Genomic DNA, 15,455 nt, shown 5'->3' on the forward strand with positions numbered 1-15,455 from the left:
TTGACGCTTTGCCGCGCCATCCCCCGATAACGGTAGCCGAAGCCAGCTCTGGTGACAGCTCGCATTGACACATGCCCCACCTCGGCGGTGCTAGCTTGCCACCGATATCCAGCTTCGACCGACTCCATCTTCAGGGGGGATCATGGCCGCGTCGCCGGAGGCTCATCGCAAGCGCAGCGAGCGGAACGCGTTCCTGCTGCTGACCGTGGCGCTGTTTCCCATCCTCGCCATCACGCTGGTGGCCGGCTATGGCTTTGCCGTGTGGATCTGGCAAATGCTGGTGAGCGGTCCGCCGAGGGGTTGAACATGCCAGGGGAGCATGCGGTCGCCATGGAACAACACATTGCCAGCCTGGTGGTCATGCATCGGGCTGAGGCGGAGCCTGCCTTAGTGGCGCTCGTTGCCGATCGCCCGGCGCTGGCTATCGCCGCGCGCGGCGAGCACCGCATGGTGCTGCTGTGCGAAACGCAGGGCCAGCGTGCCTTGATGGAACACATCGATGCGCTGGAGCAACTGGCCGGCGTCATCAACGTATTGCTGATCTATCACCACGCCGAATCGGCCGCGGAACTGGATGAGCCCATCGGCCCCCTGCCGGCTCATGGAGGGAATCACGCATGACCATGACGCGACGCGAGTTCATCCGCAATACGGCAATGACGTTGGCTGCCAATGTGGCCGGCTTGCCGCTCGCCTTGAACGCCAGCAACGTCTTACTGGAAGGCGATCTGACCCAGCTCAAGTGGAGCAAGGCGCCCTGCCGCTTCTGCGGCACCGGCTGCGGCGTCAATGTGGCCGTGAAGAACGGGCGCGTGGTGGCCACGCACGGCGACCAGCTCGCCGAGGTCAATCGTGGCATCAACTGCGTCAAGGGCTATTTCCTTTCCAAGATCATGTACGGCGCCGACCGGCTGACCCAGCCGATGCTGCGCAAGAAGAACGGCAGTTACGCGAAAGACGGCGAGTTCGAGGCCGTCTCCTGGGACGAAGCCTTCGACGTGATGGCCGCCCAGTTCAAGCGCGTACTCAAGGAAAAAGGACCCGAAGCCGTCGGCATGTTTGGCTCGGGCCAGTGGACGGTGTGGGAAGGTTACGCCGCCAACAAGCTGTTCAAGGCAGGCTTTCGCAGCAACAACCTCGACCCCAACGCACGCCACTGCATGGCCTCGGCGGTGATGGGCTTCATGCGCACGTTTGGCATGGACGAACCCATGGGCTGCTACGACGACATTGAGGCGGCCGATGCGTTTGTGCTGTGGGGTTCGAACATGGCCGAGATGCATCCCATTCTGTGGACGCGCGTGACGGATCGCCGGCTGTCCAACCCCAACGTGAAAGTCGCCGTGCTCTCCACCTTCGAGCATCGCAGCTTCGAGTTGGCCGACATACCGATCGTGTTCACGCCGCAGACGGATCTGGTGATCCTCAACTACATCGCCAACCACATCATCAAGAGCGGCCGCGTCAACAAGGATTTCGTCACCCAGCACACCAGCTTCAAGCGCGGTGTCACCGATATCGGCTATGGCCTGCGCCCGGACAACCCGCTGGAACTGAAAGCCAAGAACGCCAAGGACCCCAACGCCGGCGACGCCATCGATTTCGAGCAGTTCGCCGCCTTCGTGGCGCCGTACACGCTGGAAAAGGCGGTGGAAATGACCGGCGTGGAGAAGGGCTGGCTGGAGAAGCTGGCCGAACTCTACGCCGACCCGAACACCAAGGTGGTGTCGTTCTGGACCATGGGCTTCAACCAGCACACGCGCGGCGTGTGGGCCAACAACATGGTCTACAACCTGCACTTGCTGACCGGAAAGATCGCCACGCCCGGCAACAGCCCGTTCTCGCTCACCGGCCAGCCCTCGGCCTGCGGCACGGCCCGCGAGGTAGGCACCTTCAGCCATCGTCTGCCGGCGGACATGGTGGTGACCAATCCGGCACACCGCGAGCACGCCGAGGACATCTGGAAGATTCCCCACGGCATCATCCAGCCCAAACCCGGCTTCCATGCGGTGGAGCAGAACCGCAAGTTGCGCGATGGCGTGCTCAACGCCTACTGGGTGCAGGTGAACAACAACATGCAGGCCGGCGCGAACCTGATGCAGGAGACCTACCCCGGCTATCGCGACCCGCGCAACTTCATCGTGGTGTCCGACGCCTACCCCACCGTTACCGCGCAGGCGGCGGACCTGATTCTCCCGGCCGCCATGTGGGTGGAGAAGGAAGGTGCCTACGGCAACGCCGAGCGGCGCACGCAGTTCTGGCACCAGTTGGTGAAAGCGCCCGGCGAGGCCAGGTCGGATCTGTGGCAACTGATGGAATTCTCCAAGCGTTTCACCACGGACGAATGCTGGCCTGCGGAGACGCTGGCCGCCAACCCGCAGTTCAAGGGCAAGACGCTGTTCGAGGTGCTGTATCGCAACGGCAAGGTGGACAAGTTCCCCACCAGCCAGATCGAAGCCGGCTACGACAACGACGAATCGGCGGCATTCGGTTTCTACGTGCAGAAGGGCTTGTTCGAGGAATATGCCGAGTTCGGTCGCGGCCATGGGCACGACCTGGCGCCGTTCGACGCCTATCACCAGGCGCGCGGCCTGCGCTGGCCCGTAGTGGACGGCAAGGAAACGCGCTGGCGCTATCGCGAAGGCAGCGACCCGTACGTCAAGGCGGGCAGCGGCTTCCAGTTCTACGGCAACCCCGACGGCCGGGCGGTGATTTGGGCCCTGCCGTATGAGCCGCCGGCGGAGATACCCGATGATGAGTTCAACCTGTGGCTGGTCACGGGGCGCGTACTGGAACACTGGCACTCCGGCTCGATGACCATGCGCGTGCCGGAGTTGTATCGCAGCTTCCCCGAAGCGGTGGTGTTCATGAACCCCGACGATGCGCGCTCGCGCGGCCTCAAGCGCGGCGACCCGGTCAAGGTCGTTTCGCGACGCGGCGAAATGCGCTCTCGCATCGAAACGCGCGGCCGCAATCACATGCCGCCCGGCGTGGTGTTCGTGCCGTGGTTCGACGCCGGCCAGCTGATCAACAAGGTGACGCTGGACGCCACCGATCCGATCTCCAAGCAGACCGACTACAAGAAGTGCGCCGTCAAGGTGCTGGCCGTCTAAGAGGGCATGCCCATGCGTGACAAGCCGCTCATTGCCGTCGCCTTGCTGGTGGTGCTGGTGGTCGCCGCCATTGGCTATGCCGTGGGTCGGCGATCCGCGCCACCGGCAACTCCGCAGGCCATCGCCACCGCGCCCGCGTCGCCGACGCCATCCTCCAGCAGCGAGGCCCCGCCCGCTGGCGGCCAGATCGACGCCATTCGCCGCGGCACGCCCATCGATCAGGAAACCACGCCGCCCTTGCTGGCCCGCGTGGAGAACGCGGACATCAAGCGCAACCGCGCGTATCCCATGCAGCCGCCGACCATCCCTCATTCGATCGACAACTATCCGATCGACAAGAACTCCAACCGTTGCCTGCTCTGCCATGCCCGCGCCAATGCGGACAAGTTCCAGGCACCGCCGGTGAGCGTGACCCATTACATGGACCGCGACGACCAGTTCCTCGCCACCATCTCGCCACGCCGCTACTTCTGCAACCAATGCCACGTGGTGCAGACCGATGCCAAGCCGCTGGTCGCCAACCAGTTCAAGGACATCGACACGGTGCTGTCCGAGCAGGCCGATTCGACCGAGAAGAAGGCGAACTGACCATGGGCTCGCGCATCAAGACGTGGGCCATCGCGTTCTGGCAAACCCTGCGACGCCCCAGCGTGCACTACAGCCTGGGCTTTCTCACCCTGGGCGGCTTTATTGCCGGCGTGATCTTTTGGGGCGCCTTCAACACGGCGCTGGAGGCCACCAATAGCGAGGCCTTCTGCACCGGCTGTCACGAAATGCACGACAACGTGTTCCAGGAGCTGAAAACCACCATCCACTACAGCAACCGCTCCGGCGTGCGCGCCACCTGCCCCGATTGCCACGTGCCGCATCAATGGACGGACAAGATCGCGCGCAAGATGCAGGCCTCCAAGGAGGTGTGGGCCAAGGTATTCGGCACCATCGACACGCGCGAGAAGTTCCTGGACCACCGCCTGGAACTGGCCCAGCACGAATGGGCGCGATTAAAGGCCAACGATTCGCTGGAGTGCCGCAACTGCCACAACTACGCGTCCATGGACCTCACGCGCCAAGCCACCCGCGCCGCGGAGATCCACAAGCGCTGGCTGGGCACCGGCGAGAAGACCTGCATCGATTGCCACAAGGGCATCGCCCATCACCTGCCGGACATGACGGGCATTCCACAGGGATAGTGGGCTGCGCGCCGCCTCACTGCGAAGACGCGGCCGGCGGCCCCTTCAACTCCACCATGTTGCCCTGGGGGTCGTAGAGATAGATCGACGGCCCCTCGCCCTTGGCGCCATAGCGCGAGCCGATCTCACCCACCCGTACGCCGTGGGCCTTGAGGTGGGCCACGATGGCCGCCTCGTCGTAGCCCTCCACCTGCAGGCACAGGTGGTCCATGTTGTGCCCCTCCTCCCCCGGACCCGCGCCGCCATGGCGGCCCAGCTTGCCGTCGAGCGACACCAGGTCGATCAGGGAGTCGCCGGCACGCAGTTGCACCAGGCCAAGCTCGTCCTGGCGCCGCTCTTCGCGGCAGCCCAACACGGTCACATAGAAATGCTGCATGGCCGGCAGGTCGCGTACGCGCAGCACCACGTGGTCGATGCGGGCCAGTTGGAAAGGAGGCTTGTTCATGGGCGCACGATGCAACGGAAACCCCGATCTTATGCCGATTGAGACCCCTACGGCACCGCGCCTGAAGCCCCGACCCTCCCGCGCGCCAAACGCGCCCGAACGGCCTTATAATTGTCGTTTAGCGTGTGGTGGGAGAAGCGGCGCGAGCCGCTGCCGAAGGCGCAACGCCCGTAATCGCTCAGGCCCCATACCATCATGCGCATAAACACTCTGGAGAGACCGGTTCAATCCGGCGCCGAAGGGGCACGAAGCAAGGGACATCCCTTCGCTTCCAAACTCTCAGGCAAAAGGACAGAGGGGCGCTTCGCGTGCGGCTTGCACGTTTCTTTCGGACGCCCCTGCCATGAGTCAGAACGCCAACCCCTCCCTGCGTGACCTCGAGCACCACGACGCCTTCATCGAGCGTCATATCGGCCCCAACGACGCGGAAATCGCCACGATGCTGGGCGTGGTCGGCTACGACTCGCTGGAGGCGATGACCGACGCCATCGTGCCAGGCAAGATCAAGTCGCAGGCGCCGCTGGCGCTGCCCTCCCCGATCACCGAGGTGGAGGCGCTGGCCAAGATTCGCGCCATTGCCGACAAGAACCAGGTGCTCAAGAGCTTCATCGGCCAGGGCTACTACGGCACCCTGACTCCCAACGTCATCCTGCGCAACATTCTGGAGAACCCGGCGTGGTACACGGCCTATACGCCGTACCAGGCGGAAATCTCGCAGGGCCGCATGGAGGCGCTGATCAATTTCCAGACCATGTGCGCCGACCTGACGGGCATGGAAATCGCCAACGCCTCGCTGCTGGACGAAGGCACCGCCGCCGCCGAGGCGATGACGCTGGCCAAGCGCTCGGCCAAGTCCAAGTCCAACACGTTCTTCGTTTCCAACGCCGTGCACCCGCAGACGCTGGAAGTCCTCAAGACCCGCGCCGAAGCCATGGGCATCGCGCTGCATGTGGGTGAAGACAGCGACGCGCTCAACGTCGACAGCTACGGCGTGCTGCTGCAGTACCCCAACACTTTCGGCCAGATCAACGACTACAAGGCCCTGGCCGACGCCGTGCATGCGCGCCATGGCGTGGTCTGCGTGGCCACCGACCTGCTTGCCCTCACCCTGATCGCCGCACCGGGCGAATGGGGCGCCGACATCGTGGTGGGCAACACCCAGCGCTTCGGCGTGCCGTTCGGCTTCGGCGGCCCGCACGCGGCCTTCATGGCCTGCCGCGATGCCTACAAGCGTTCCATGCCGGGTCGCCTGATCGGCGTGTCCGTCGACGCCGAAGGCAAGCCGGCCTACCGCCTCACGCTGCAGACGCGCGAGCAGCACATCCGCCGCGAAAAGGCCACCTCCAACATCTGTACCGCGCAGGTGCTGCTGGCCGTGATGGCGAGCATGTACGCCGTGTACCACGGCCCGGAAGGCCTCACCCGCATCGCCCGCCGCGTGCATCGCCTGGCGGCGATCCTGTTCGCGGCGCTGCGCCAGGCCGGTGTTGCTGCGGATACGCACTTCTTCGACACCTTGCGCGTCACCGGCGTGGACGCCGCCGCGCTGCATGCCAAGGCACGTGCCGCGGGCTTCAACCTGCGCGCCATCGACGCCAACAGCGTCGGCGTCAGCCTGGATGAAACCACCACGCGCGCGGACGTCATCGCGCTCGCCACGGTGTTCGGCGCGTCCATCACCGATATCGACGCACTCGATGCCAGCGTGCATGACGCCCTGCCGCCCCAACTGCTGCGCAAGAGCAAGTTCCTGACGCACCCGGCCTTCAACACGCACCACAGCGAGCACGAACTGCTGCGCTACATGCGCTCGCTGGCCGACAAGGATCTGGCGATGGATCGCACCATGATCCCGCTGGGCAGCTGCACCATGAAGCTCAACGCCACCGCTGAGATGATCCCGGTGACGTGGCCGGAGTTCGCCAACATCCATCCGCTGGCCCCGGCCGACCAGGCCACCGGCTACAAGCAGCTCATCGACGAGCTGGAAGCCATGCTGGTGGAGTGCACCGGCTATGACGCGGTGAGCCTGCAGCCGAACTCTGGCGCGCAGGGCGAATACGCCGGCCTGCTGGCCATTCGCGCCTACCATCGCTCGCGCGGCGAAGGCCATCGCGACATCTGCCTGATTCCGGAATCGGCGCACGGCACCAACCCCGCCTCCGCGCAGATGTGCGGCATGCAGGTGGTGGTGACCAAGTGCGACGCCAACGGCAACGTGGACGTGGACGACATCCGCCGCGCCGCCGAGAAGTTCAGCGACCGCCTCGCCGCCATCATGATCACCTACCCCTCCACGCACGGCGTGTTCGAGGAAGAGGTGGTGGAAATCTGCGAGATCGTGCACAAGCACGGCGGCCAGGTGTACACCGACGGCGCCAACATGAACGCGCTCGTGGGCCTGGCCAAGCCGGGCAAGTGGGGTTCGGACGTTTCGCACCTCAACCTGCACAAGACCTTCTGCATCCCGCACGGCGGTGGCGGCCCGGGCGTGGGCCCGTGCGCGGTCAAGTCGCACCTCGCCCCGTTCCTGCCGCGCACCTTTGGTGGCGAGGGCGAAGTGGGCATGGTGTCGGCCGCCAGCTTCGGCTCGGCCTCGATCCTGCCGATCAGCTGGATGTACATCACCATGATGGGCTCCAGCGGCCTGCGTCGCGCCACCCAGGTGGCCCTGCTCAACGCCAACTACATCGCCAAGCGCCTGGCGCCGCATTTCGAGACGCTCTACACCGGCCGTAACGGCCTGGTGGCCCATGAGTGCATCCTCGATCTGCGTCCGCTCAAGGACAGCACCGGCATCGGCGCCGAGGACGTGGCCAAGCGCCTGATCGACTTCGGCTTCCACGCGCCGACGCTGAGCTTCCCGGTGGCCGGCACCTTGATGGTGGAGCCGACGGAAAGCGAATCGCAGTACGAGCTGGACCGCTTCATCGACGCGATGATCCAGATCCGCAACGAAATCCGCGCCGTGGAAGAAGGCAAGCTCGATCCGGAGGACAACCCGCTCAAGCACGCCCCGCACACCGCCACCATGGTGTCGGCGACGGAGTGGACGCATGCCTATCCGCGCGAACTGGCCGCCTTCCCGCTGCCCAGCCTGAAGTTCCAGAAGTACTGGTCGCCGGTCGCGCGCGTGGACAACGTCTACGGCGACAAGAACGTGTTCTGCAGCTGCGTGCCGGTGGAAGCGTTCAAGGGCGAGATCGAAGCCTTCAGCGAACCCAACGTGGCGTAAGCCACTCGTTGTTCGGGTAACCCAAAGGGCTCCGCATGCGGAGCCCTTTTTTATCTGCTCAACGTGATCAGGCGTCCAACGGTGCCGGGCCTCGCACGCCCGCATCGCGCAGGCGATGGTAGGCGAACGTGCCGCGCACGCCACTGATAAAGGCGAACAGCAGCACGATGGCGAGAAAGATGCCCACGCCCGCCTTCGGCTGCGTGGCGAACTGGAAGACCTTCTCCAGCACGAACAGGCCCAGGCCGATCACCGCAAACACCTTGGAGCGCGCGCGAATGCGCCATGCGATGAGCGCAAACAGCAAGGCATCCACATAAGCCCAGCCGTTGATGCCCATGATCGCGCCGTGATTGAACACCGCCACGGTAGCGAACACCGTGGTCACGCCCGCGCAGAACAGCGCCGCCCACATGCCCGCATTGGATGCCTGCTCGGCATCGGCCACATTGCCGATCTGCGGCCAGTACCAACGCACTGGTGTGTTGTCCCTTGCCATGTCACTCCCCTGTGTCGACGAATGTCGCTCGTACCCCCGCACGAGCGATCGCTGACCATGCTAGCTGCATTGCCCGCCGCAAACACGCTGCCCCGCACCTTCCGCATGCCTTTGTTGTCAACGTTGTCATGACATTTGTTCTTCGCCATGACGAGCCGATGCCAAGCTCCCCACCAAGCGCATAGCGCGCTTGCTGCATCGCAATAAGGGAAACGGCGACCACTTCGCCCTACAACTTCGCAAATTCTCGCCGTGCCGATTTTTCGCGCGTCGTCACAGTTTGTGACAGTCATTGGAGACAACGTTGTCATTACGGGACACACGACGACACCGCTCCGGCCGTCCAGGCACGGCTCGCAGGAATGCCAGGAACGTCCTTATCCCGGTGGCCGCATGGATGCGGCCAGTCGCCTTTCGACCAACCACTTTGCACAACGACCAGGAGACACCCCTATGCGAGTCAAGCAATCGGTGATGTGGCTGCGGACAGCCATGCACGCCCTTGGTAGCGCCGCCGGCGGCGCGATGGCAATGAGTCTGGTGGCGATAGCACCGGTACAAACGGTACATGCGCAAAGCACACCGGCCTGCGCGGCGGCCTGGAGCGCCAGCACCGCCTACAGCGGTGGCGCGGTAGCGAGCGAGAACGGCATCAACTACGTCGCCAATTGGTGGACCCAGGGCAACGATCCGGCCACCAACAATGGCGCTACCGGCTCAGGCCAACCCTGGACCTCGCAAGGCGCCTGCGGTGGCAGCAGCGGCTCGGGTGGCGGCTCCGGCAGCGGCGGCAGTGGCTCGGGCGGCTCGGGCGGCACCTGCGCGGCCGCCTGGGTCTCCACGCAGGCCTATAACGGTGGCGCCGTGGTCAGCGAAAACAGCATCAACTACGTCGCCAACTGGTGGACCCAGGGCAACGACCCGGCGACCAGCAGCGGCCCCACCGGCTCGGGCCAACCGTGGACCTCGCAGGGCAGCTGCACCGGCAGCAGCGGTGGCGGCTCCAGCGGTGGTGGCTCGGGCGGCGGCTCGGGTGGTGGCAGCGGCGGCGGCTCAGGAGGCGGTTCGGGTGGCGGCACCACCAACCCGCCTGGCACCGGCGCCAACTTGCTGTTCAGTCCCTACAAGGACGTCACGGTGAACCTCAACTGGAACACCAACGTGATGCAGACGGCCGCCGCTACCGGTTCGGCCATTCCGGTGGTGGGCACGGGCAGCCTCAAGGCCAACTATGTCAGCAACCTGAGCGCGATCACCCTCGCCTTCGCCACCGGCGAATGCGGCAGCGAGAACTGGGGTGGCATTCCGGGCGCCAACTTCGCCACCGCCAACATCTCCGCGCTCTCCAGCGCCGGCCTGCCCTATGTGGTCTCCACCGGTGGCGAAGCCGGCACGTTCACCTGCGGCAGCACGTCGGGCTTTGCCAACTTCCTTTCGCGCTACATGTCGCCGCAAATGGTGGGCGTGGACTTCGACATCGAGGGCGGTCAGAGCCAGAGTGACATCAACAATCTGGTGGCCGCGGCGGTCTATGGCCAGTCGCTGTATCCCAACCTGCGCTTCTCCTTCACCCTCGCCACGCTGGGCGCATCCGATGGCAGCTACGGCGGCGTGAACAGCTTGGGCGACATGGTGGTGAAGGCGATCAAGGCCTCTTCACTCACCAACTACACGATCAACCTGATGGTGATGGATTTCGGCGGCCCGAGCAGCGCGGTTTGCGTGGTGTCCGGTGGCGTGTGCGACATGGGCCAGTCGGCCATCCAGGCGGCGGTGAACCTGGAACACACCTACGGCATATCGCCCAACAAGATCGAGCTCACCCCGATGATCGGCGTGAACGATGTCTCCAGCGAGAATTTCAGCGTGGCCAATGCCGACACCATCACCAGCTACGCGGTGAGCAACGGCCTCGCCGGTCTGCACTTCTGGTCACTGGATCGCGACACACCGTGTAGCCAGAGCACCGCCTCGCCCACCTGCAACTCCGTGCCTTCGACCACGCCGCTGCAATACACCAAGCGGTTCTTGAGCGATTTGGGGCGGTAATGCGAAACACCGGGCAGGAGGACATCCTCCTGCCCGGCATAGACAAAGGCCCGCGCCATGGCGCGGGCCTTTGCATATCGCTACACGAAGAAGCGTTTGCTTAGGGAAACGCTGATTTTGATCGTCATCCCAGCGAGAGCTGGGGTCCAGTGCCTGTAAATCGCTGAATGTAAGGGCACTGGATGACCAGCCTTCGGCTGTTGCAAAGCCCCTCCTGCTCTTGCCCCCTTCTTGGGGTCCGCAGGAATGACGGACAAGAAGTCGATCGATCAGACCTTCCTTAGCCGCCGTTCTTAGCCAGCCACGCATCCACCGTCGGGGTGCGTTCGTTGCGAACCATGATGCGGTACTTGATGTTGGCGATGGCCGTTTCCGCGTCGCGGCGGGCGCTGGGTTCGAGGTAGGCGTTCGCATAGGCGTTGATCTTGTCGATCATCGCCGGATTGAACGAGCTGTTGCCCAGCATCGGGAAGTAACGGCTGCGCGAGCTGCCGTCCACCACCTTCTCGACCTGCTCGCGATGCGCCAGCGCAAAGTCGAAGGCAAGATCCGGGTTGCGACGTGCGACGGAGCTGATCATGCCGGCGCTATTGGTGGCGCCCGGCTCGTCGGTAAGGGCCAGATCCAGCGCGCGCTTGGCGAGCGTTTCGTCCTCGGCAGCGGCGAGCAAGGCGTAGAGGCGATCCTTCACCAGCGGGGTCTTCTCCGCCTTGGCCTCGGCATGCAACTTGTCCCAGGTAGCCGCGTCGGCGTGGCTGGCGACCACGGCAAGGATGGTCTTGCGCAGTGCCGGCGGCACGGCCTTGGGATCGGTAGCCTGCGCGGCATAACGGCGGCGTGCCTCGGCGATCACCGTGGTGTCACCCAGGCTCGACAGCGTAGAGATCAGGTGTGTGCGCAGGATGCCGGTGGGCACGCTCTCGCCCGGCTTGGCTTCCCAGCCGACACGGGCGAACACGGGAGCGAGTTGCTTGATCGCATAGGTGCGGAAGGCCGCTTGGCGCTTGCTATCGCCACGGTAGTACTGATCCAGGCCCGCCAGGCTGCTGGCCACTTCGTCCCAGATCTGCGGATCGGCATTGACGGGCGCGGCTTTGGCCAGGTCGAGGATGTCCGACGCCGGCTGCAGGCCGGCCATGCCCAACGCCCAGGTGTCACCCATCACGCCGAGCTGGTCGATCGGCGCGAGCTTGGCGAAGCCTGCCTTGATCGCCGCGAACTGCTGCGGGGCATAGAGCGTGCGGAAATAACCGCTCTGGCCGGCATTGACCAGCAACGTGCCGCAACCGGGCACCGCGAGCGTCGCCTCGCCATCCACGATGGTGCTCACCGGCTTGCCACCATCGGTCTGCGCGATCACCGGCACGTGCCAGCGCAACGGCGTCTTGTTGGGGCGATCCTTGGTGAACTCACCCTGGGTCAGCTTGATCGACGTGCTGTTGTTGCTGCACGCGCCCGCTTCCACGCGAATCAGCGGAATGCCCGGCTGCAAGGTGAAGTCGTGTGCGATCGTGGTGACCTGCTTGCTAGGCACCACGGCGTCCATGGCGTGCCACAGGTCGTCGGACACTGTGTTGCCGTATGCGTGGGCCTTGATGTAATTGCGCACGCCGGTGCGCCAGTTGTCCGCGCCCACGTACGCTTCGAGCATGCTGATGACCGAGGCACCCTTGGAATAGGTGATGGAGTCGAACGCCTGGCTGGCCTGCTCCACGGTTTCCACGTGCTGCACCACCGGATGCGTGGTTTCCACCGCATCGCGTGACATGGCGCCTTCGCGGACGCCGACCGCATCCAGGCGCGTGTTCCATTCCGGATGCAGGCGTTCGGTGGTGCGCGCGGCCATCCACGAGGCGAAGCCTTCGTTGAGCCACAGGTCATCCCACCAGCGCATGGTCACCAGATCGCCGAACCACTGGTGCGCCATTTCGTGCGCGGCGGTGTTGAACACCTCCTGCTTGTCCGACAGCGTGGAGATCGACGGATCGAGCAGCAAGGCGTATTCGAAGGTGTAGATGGCGCCCCAGTTCTCCATGGCGGAGAAGAACTGGCTGCTGCCCGGCGAAGCGACGTTGTCCAGCTTGGGCAGCGGGTACTTCACGCCAAAGTAGTCGTTGTATTCCTTGAGCACCGCTTTGCCCGATTCCAACGTAAAGGCGGCCTGGTCGGTCAGGCCCTTCTGTGTGATCACGCCGATCTCGGTGCCGTCCTGCATGGTGGTCACGCGATCGAACTCACCAGTGCCGAAGAACAGCAGGTAGGTGGACATCTTGGGCGAGGTCTTGAAGGTGACTTCGCTGAGGCCGTTGCCCAGGTCGCGCTTGGAAGCCACCGGCATGTTGCTCACCGCCATCTGCGTGGACGGCACGCTGACCTGCAAGTCGAAGGTGGCTTTGTAGTTGGGCTCGTCCCAGGAGGGAATGAAGCGACGTGCGTCGGAGTTCTCGAACTGGGTGTAGAGCGCGCGCTTCTTGCCGTCCTTGGTGTCGTAATCGATGGCGAACAGGCCATTGGCCTGGGTACCGATCTTGCCGGTGTAGCTCATCGAGAGGCGGTACTTGCCCGCAGCCAGGGGCTGGCTGAAGGTAAAGGTCGCGGTCTGCGCCTTGTCATCCACCGACACCTTCGGCGCGGCGATAGCCAGCTTGCCGCTCACCGGCGCCAGCGCCACATCGCTGAACTGCATGTCGATGGCGTTGAGGGTGATGCTGGTGGTGGGCTTGAGCACCTCCACATCGATGCTGACCTTGCCGTTGAAGTTCAGCTGGTCGGCATGCGGCGTCACCGACACTGTGTAATGCGTGGGGCGCACCTCGCGCGGCAACTGGGTAATGACCTGGGAGGCCGGCGCGGCAGCAGCAGCCAACGCTGCACCGGTGAAGGAAACGCCGGCGAGAGCCAGCGCGATAGCGGAGACCAAACGAGTACGCATAACGTTTTCCCTGTTAGGCGAGGCCAGCGGCGCGACCCCGAAGTGACGCAAAACAGGTCGATGGTCGGATATGCCGATCGGCACAGACACCGCCAAAAGTCATGGACGGAAACGGGCGGAGGAAACGGCCGGGAGGCCAGAACCCAACGGGTCGGGGTATCGGCACGCATAGGCCATCGCGACAGGGCGCCGCCGCGCAGCCGTACAACGTGTTTGCAGAGGCACCCTGTGGATGGGCGCCCCTGCCCTTCCCTACGCCCACAAAAAAGCCCCGCATGGCGGGGCTCCTTTGTACAACTCAAGCGCTACCGACTCAGGCGAACGGGTCGTCCAGCACGATGGTGTCGTCGCGGTCCGCACCCGTGGCGACCAGCGAGAGCTTGCAACCGGACAACTCCTCCACGGCGCGCAGATAAGCGCGTGCCGCGGCCGGCAGCTTGTCCCACTCGCGGATGCCCGCGGTGGACTCGTCCCAGCCCGGGAACTCCAGGTAGACCGGCTTGCACTCGGCCCAACCGTCCGCATCCAGCGGCGCCAGCTCACGGCGCTTGCCACGGTACTCATAGGCAATGCAGACCTTGATGGTCGGCAGGCCATCGAGCACGTCCAGCTTGGTGATGGCCAGGCCGTTGATGCCGTTGATCTGCACGGCGCGCTTGAGCGCGACGAGGTCGATCCAGCCGCAGCGGCGCGGACGGCCCGTGCTGGCGCCGAACTCGTTGCCGACCTTGCGCAGGCGCTCGCCCATCTCGTCGTGCAGCTCGGTCGGGAACGGACCGCCGCCCACGCGGGTTGCGTAGGCCTTGCAGATGCCCAACACGTAGTCGATGTCGCCCGCGCCCACGCCGGTGCCAGCCAGCGCACCACCCACGGTGGTGTTGGACGAGGTCACGTACGGGTAGGTGCCGTGGTCGATATCCAGCAGCGCGCCCTGGGCGCCTTCATACAGGATGTGACCGCCTTCCTTGCGCACGTCGTGCAGGATGGTGGCGACGTCGTCGACCATCGGGCGGATGAACTCGCCATAGGCCAGCGCATCGTCCAGCACCTGCTGGAAGTCCACCGGCTCGGCCTTCAGCCACTGCGTGAGGATGAAGTTGTGGTACTCCACGGCGGCCTTGATCTTCTCCGGCAGCTCATGCGGGTACATCAGGTCGGCCACGCGCACGCTGCGGCGGGCCACCTTGTCTTCGTAGGCCGGGCCAATGCCGCGACCGGTGGTGCCGATGGCCGACTTGCCGGCGGCGGCTTCGCGCGCCTTATCCACGGCAATGTGGTACGGCATGATCAGCGGCGTCGCCGGGCTGATCTTCAGGCGCGAACGCACTTCCACGCCCTGCGCTTCCAGTTCCTCGATTTCCTGCTTCAGGGCCTGCGGCGACAACACCACGCCGTTGCCGATCAGGCACAGCGCATCGTCACGCAGGATGCCCGAGGGAATGAGGTGCAGCACGGTCTTCTTGCCACCGATGACCAGCGTGTGGCCGGCGTTGTGGCCGCCCTGGAAACGCGCCACGGCTTTGACCTGCTCGGTCAGCAGGTCGACGATCTTGCCCTTGCCTTCGTCGCCCCACTGCGCACCAAGGATGACTACTGACTTGCCCATGATGATGTTGCTCTCGTCAATTTGAAGAATCGGTTGCCCCAGGGGGCGGATAACTTTGGAAACCCTTGCTCGCCATTCCGGCAAACGCGGGAATCGAGCGCCTTCAACCCAGGCCCCAGCCTCCGCTGGAACAACGGCAAGGCGCCGCACTTGTTCCCGATGGCTTTGAGCGGCCCATCCACCGCATTAACTCAATGCACCAGTTGCAAGGCGACCAGCCCGATCCCTATGGCCACCGCACCGCACACGCGCAACATGCGCGGGCTGAGCTTCACCGCCTCGCGCATTGTGGCTTGCCAGCCACGCGGCGCCGCGAACAGCACCAGACCCTCGATCACCAGCACCAGGCACAGTGCCGCCCACAAATCACGCGACATGGGCCCTAC

12 protein-coding genes and 1 riboswitch are annotated in these 15,455 nt (G+C 64.7%); of the genes, 7 read left to right on the top strand and 5 right to left on the bottom strand.

What is annotated here, in order from left to right:
* Positions 1-142 precede the first annotated feature (142 nt).
* The 5 genes from AC3G2C_RS12745 to AC3G2C_RS12765 are packed head-to-tail and all read left to right on the top strand — an operon-like array spanning position 143 to position 4,303.
* Positions 143-304, top strand: a complete 162-nt coding sequence (locus AC3G2C_RS12745; RefSeq protein ID WP_488384985.1) for a periplasmic nitrate reductase, NapE protein — start codon at positions 143-145, stop codon at positions 302-304.
* A 26-nt stretch (positions 305-330) separates the two neighbouring features.
* Positions 331-621, top strand: coding sequence for a chaperone NapD (locus AC3G2C_RS12750; protein ID WP_488384986.1), 291 nt, complete (start codon positions 331-333; stop codon positions 619-621).
* A complete protein-coding gene (gene napA, locus AC3G2C_RS12755; protein WP_488384987.1) occupies positions 618-3,113 on the top strand; it encodes a periplasmic nitrate reductase subunit alpha in 2,496 nt (831 codons plus the stop codon). Before AC3G2C_RS12750 ends, napA begins: the two co-directional genes overlap by 4 nt.
* A gap of 12 nt (positions 3,114-3,125) precedes the next feature.
* Positions 3,126-3,701: a nitrate reductase cytochrome c-type subunit gene (locus tag AC3G2C_RS12760; RefSeq protein WP_488384988.1), complete on the top strand. Its 576-nt coding sequence runs from the start codon at positions 3,126-3,128 to the stop codon at positions 3,699-3,701.
* A gap of 2 nt (positions 3,702-3,703) precedes the next feature.
* On the top strand, positions 3,704-4,303 hold the full coding sequence (locus AC3G2C_RS12765) for a cytochrome c3 family protein (RefSeq protein ID WP_488384989.1): 600 nt from the start codon (positions 3,704-3,706) through the stop codon (positions 4,301-4,303).
* 16 nt (positions 4,304-4,319) lie between these two features.
* On the opposite strand, the gene AC3G2C_RS12770 is transcribed toward AC3G2C_RS12765, so the two are convergent.
* Positions 4,320-4,748: a VOC family protein gene (locus AC3G2C_RS12770; protein WP_488384990.1), complete on the bottom strand. Its 429-nt coding sequence runs from the start codon at positions 4,746-4,748 to the stop codon at positions 4,320-4,322.
* Between the two features lie 200 nt (positions 4,749-4,948).
* A riboswitch (glycine riboswitch) is annotated at positions 4,949-5,053 on the top strand.
* Between the two features lie 38 nt (positions 5,054-5,091).
* Here AC3G2C_RS12770 and gcvP point away from each other — a divergent pair.
* Positions 5,092-7,983 (top strand): aminomethyl-transferring glycine dehydrogenase, encoded by a 2,892-nt coding sequence (gene gcvP / locus AC3G2C_RS12775; protein WP_488384991.1) that lies wholly within the window; start codon positions 5,092-5,094, stop codon positions 7,981-7,983.
* 67 nt (positions 7,984-8,050) lie between these two features.
* Here the strand turns inward: gcvP and AC3G2C_RS12780 are convergent, their stop codons facing one another.
* Positions 8,051-8,482, bottom strand: coding sequence for a hypothetical protein (locus tag AC3G2C_RS12780; protein WP_488384992.1), 432 nt, complete (start codon positions 8,480-8,482; stop codon positions 8,051-8,053).
* Positions 8,483-8,935: 453 nt separating this feature from the next.
* Here AC3G2C_RS12780 and AC3G2C_RS12785 point away from each other — a divergent pair, with 453 nt between their 5' ends.
* The gene (locus AC3G2C_RS12785) at positions 8,936-10,531 is read left to right on the top strand and encodes a carbohydrate-binding protein (protein WP_488384993.1); all 1,596 of its coding nucleotides are present in this window, start codon (positions 8,936-8,938) and stop codon (positions 10,529-10,531) included.
* A gap of 280 nt (positions 10,532-10,811) precedes the next feature.
* On the opposite strand, the gene AC3G2C_RS12790 is transcribed toward AC3G2C_RS12785, so the two are convergent.
* From AC3G2C_RS12790 to AC3G2C_RS12800, 3 genes are all read right to left on the bottom strand, one after another.
* Positions 10,812-13,463 carry a M1 family metallopeptidase gene (locus AC3G2C_RS12790; RefSeq protein WP_488384994.1) on the bottom strand — a complete coding sequence of 884 codons (2,652 nt, stop codon included), beginning with the start codon at positions 13,461-13,463 and terminating at the stop codon, positions 10,812-10,814.
* Positions 13,464-13,776: 313 nt separating this feature from the next.
* Positions 13,777-15,069 carry an adenylosuccinate synthase gene (locus tag AC3G2C_RS12795; protein ID WP_488384995.1) on the bottom strand — a complete coding sequence of 431 codons (1,293 nt, stop codon included), beginning with the start codon at positions 15,067-15,069 and terminating at the stop codon, positions 13,777-13,779.
* Positions 15,070-15,260: 191 nt separating this feature from the next.
* Positions 15,261-15,446, bottom strand: a complete 186-nt coding sequence (locus AC3G2C_RS12800; RefSeq protein ID WP_488384996.1) for a DUF2065 domain-containing protein — start codon at positions 15,444-15,446, stop codon at positions 15,261-15,263.
* Positions 15,447-15,455: the final 9 nt, after the last annotated feature.

Source organism: Frateuria sp. sgz306004 (genome assembly GCF_057750885.1).

Bases quoted from the DNA above. Each gene is read 5' to 3' on its own strand.
- AC3G2C_RS12745 (WP_488384985.1), top strand. From the start codon at position 143: ATGGCCGCGTCGCCGGAGGCTCATCGCAAGCGCAGCGAGCGGAACGCG.
- AC3G2C_RS12750 (WP_488384986.1), top strand. From the start codon at position 331: ATGGAACAACACATTGCCAGCCTGGTGGTCATGCATCGGGCTGAGGCG.
- napA (WP_488384987.1), top strand. From the start codon at position 618: ATGACCATGACGCGACGCGAGTTCATCCGCAATACGGCAATGACGTTG.
- AC3G2C_RS12760 (WP_488384988.1), top strand. From the start codon at position 3,126: ATGCGTGACAAGCCGCTCATTGCCGTCGCCTTGCTGGTGGTGCTGGTG.
- AC3G2C_RS12765 (WP_488384989.1), top strand. From the start codon at position 3,704: ATGGGCTCGCGCATCAAGACGTGGGCCATCGCGTTCTGGCAAACCCTG.
- AC3G2C_RS12770 (WP_488384990.1), bottom strand. From the start codon at position 4,748: ATGAACAAGCCTCCTTTCCAACTGGCCCGCATCGACCACGTGGTGCTG.
- gcvP (WP_488384991.1), top strand. From the start codon at position 5,092: ATGAGTCAGAACGCCAACCCCTCCCTGCGTGACCTCGAGCACCACGAC.
- AC3G2C_RS12780 (WP_488384992.1), bottom strand. From the start codon at position 8,482: ATGGCAAGGGACAACACACCAGTGCGTTGGTACTGGCCGCAGATCGGC.
- AC3G2C_RS12785 (WP_488384993.1), top strand. From the start codon at position 8,936: ATGCGAGTCAAGCAATCGGTGATGTGGCTGCGGACAGCCATGCACGCC.
- AC3G2C_RS12790 (WP_488384994.1), bottom strand. From the start codon at position 13,463: ATGCGTACTCGTTTGGTCTCCGCTATCGCGCTGGCTCTCGCCGGCGTT.
- AC3G2C_RS12795 (WP_488384995.1), bottom strand. From the start codon at position 15,069: ATGGGCAAGTCAGTAGTCATCCTTGGTGCGCAGTGGGGCGACGAAGGC.
- AC3G2C_RS12800 (WP_488384996.1), bottom strand. From the start codon at position 15,446: ATGTCGCGTGATTTGTGGGCGGCACTGTGCCTGGTGCTGGTGATCGAG.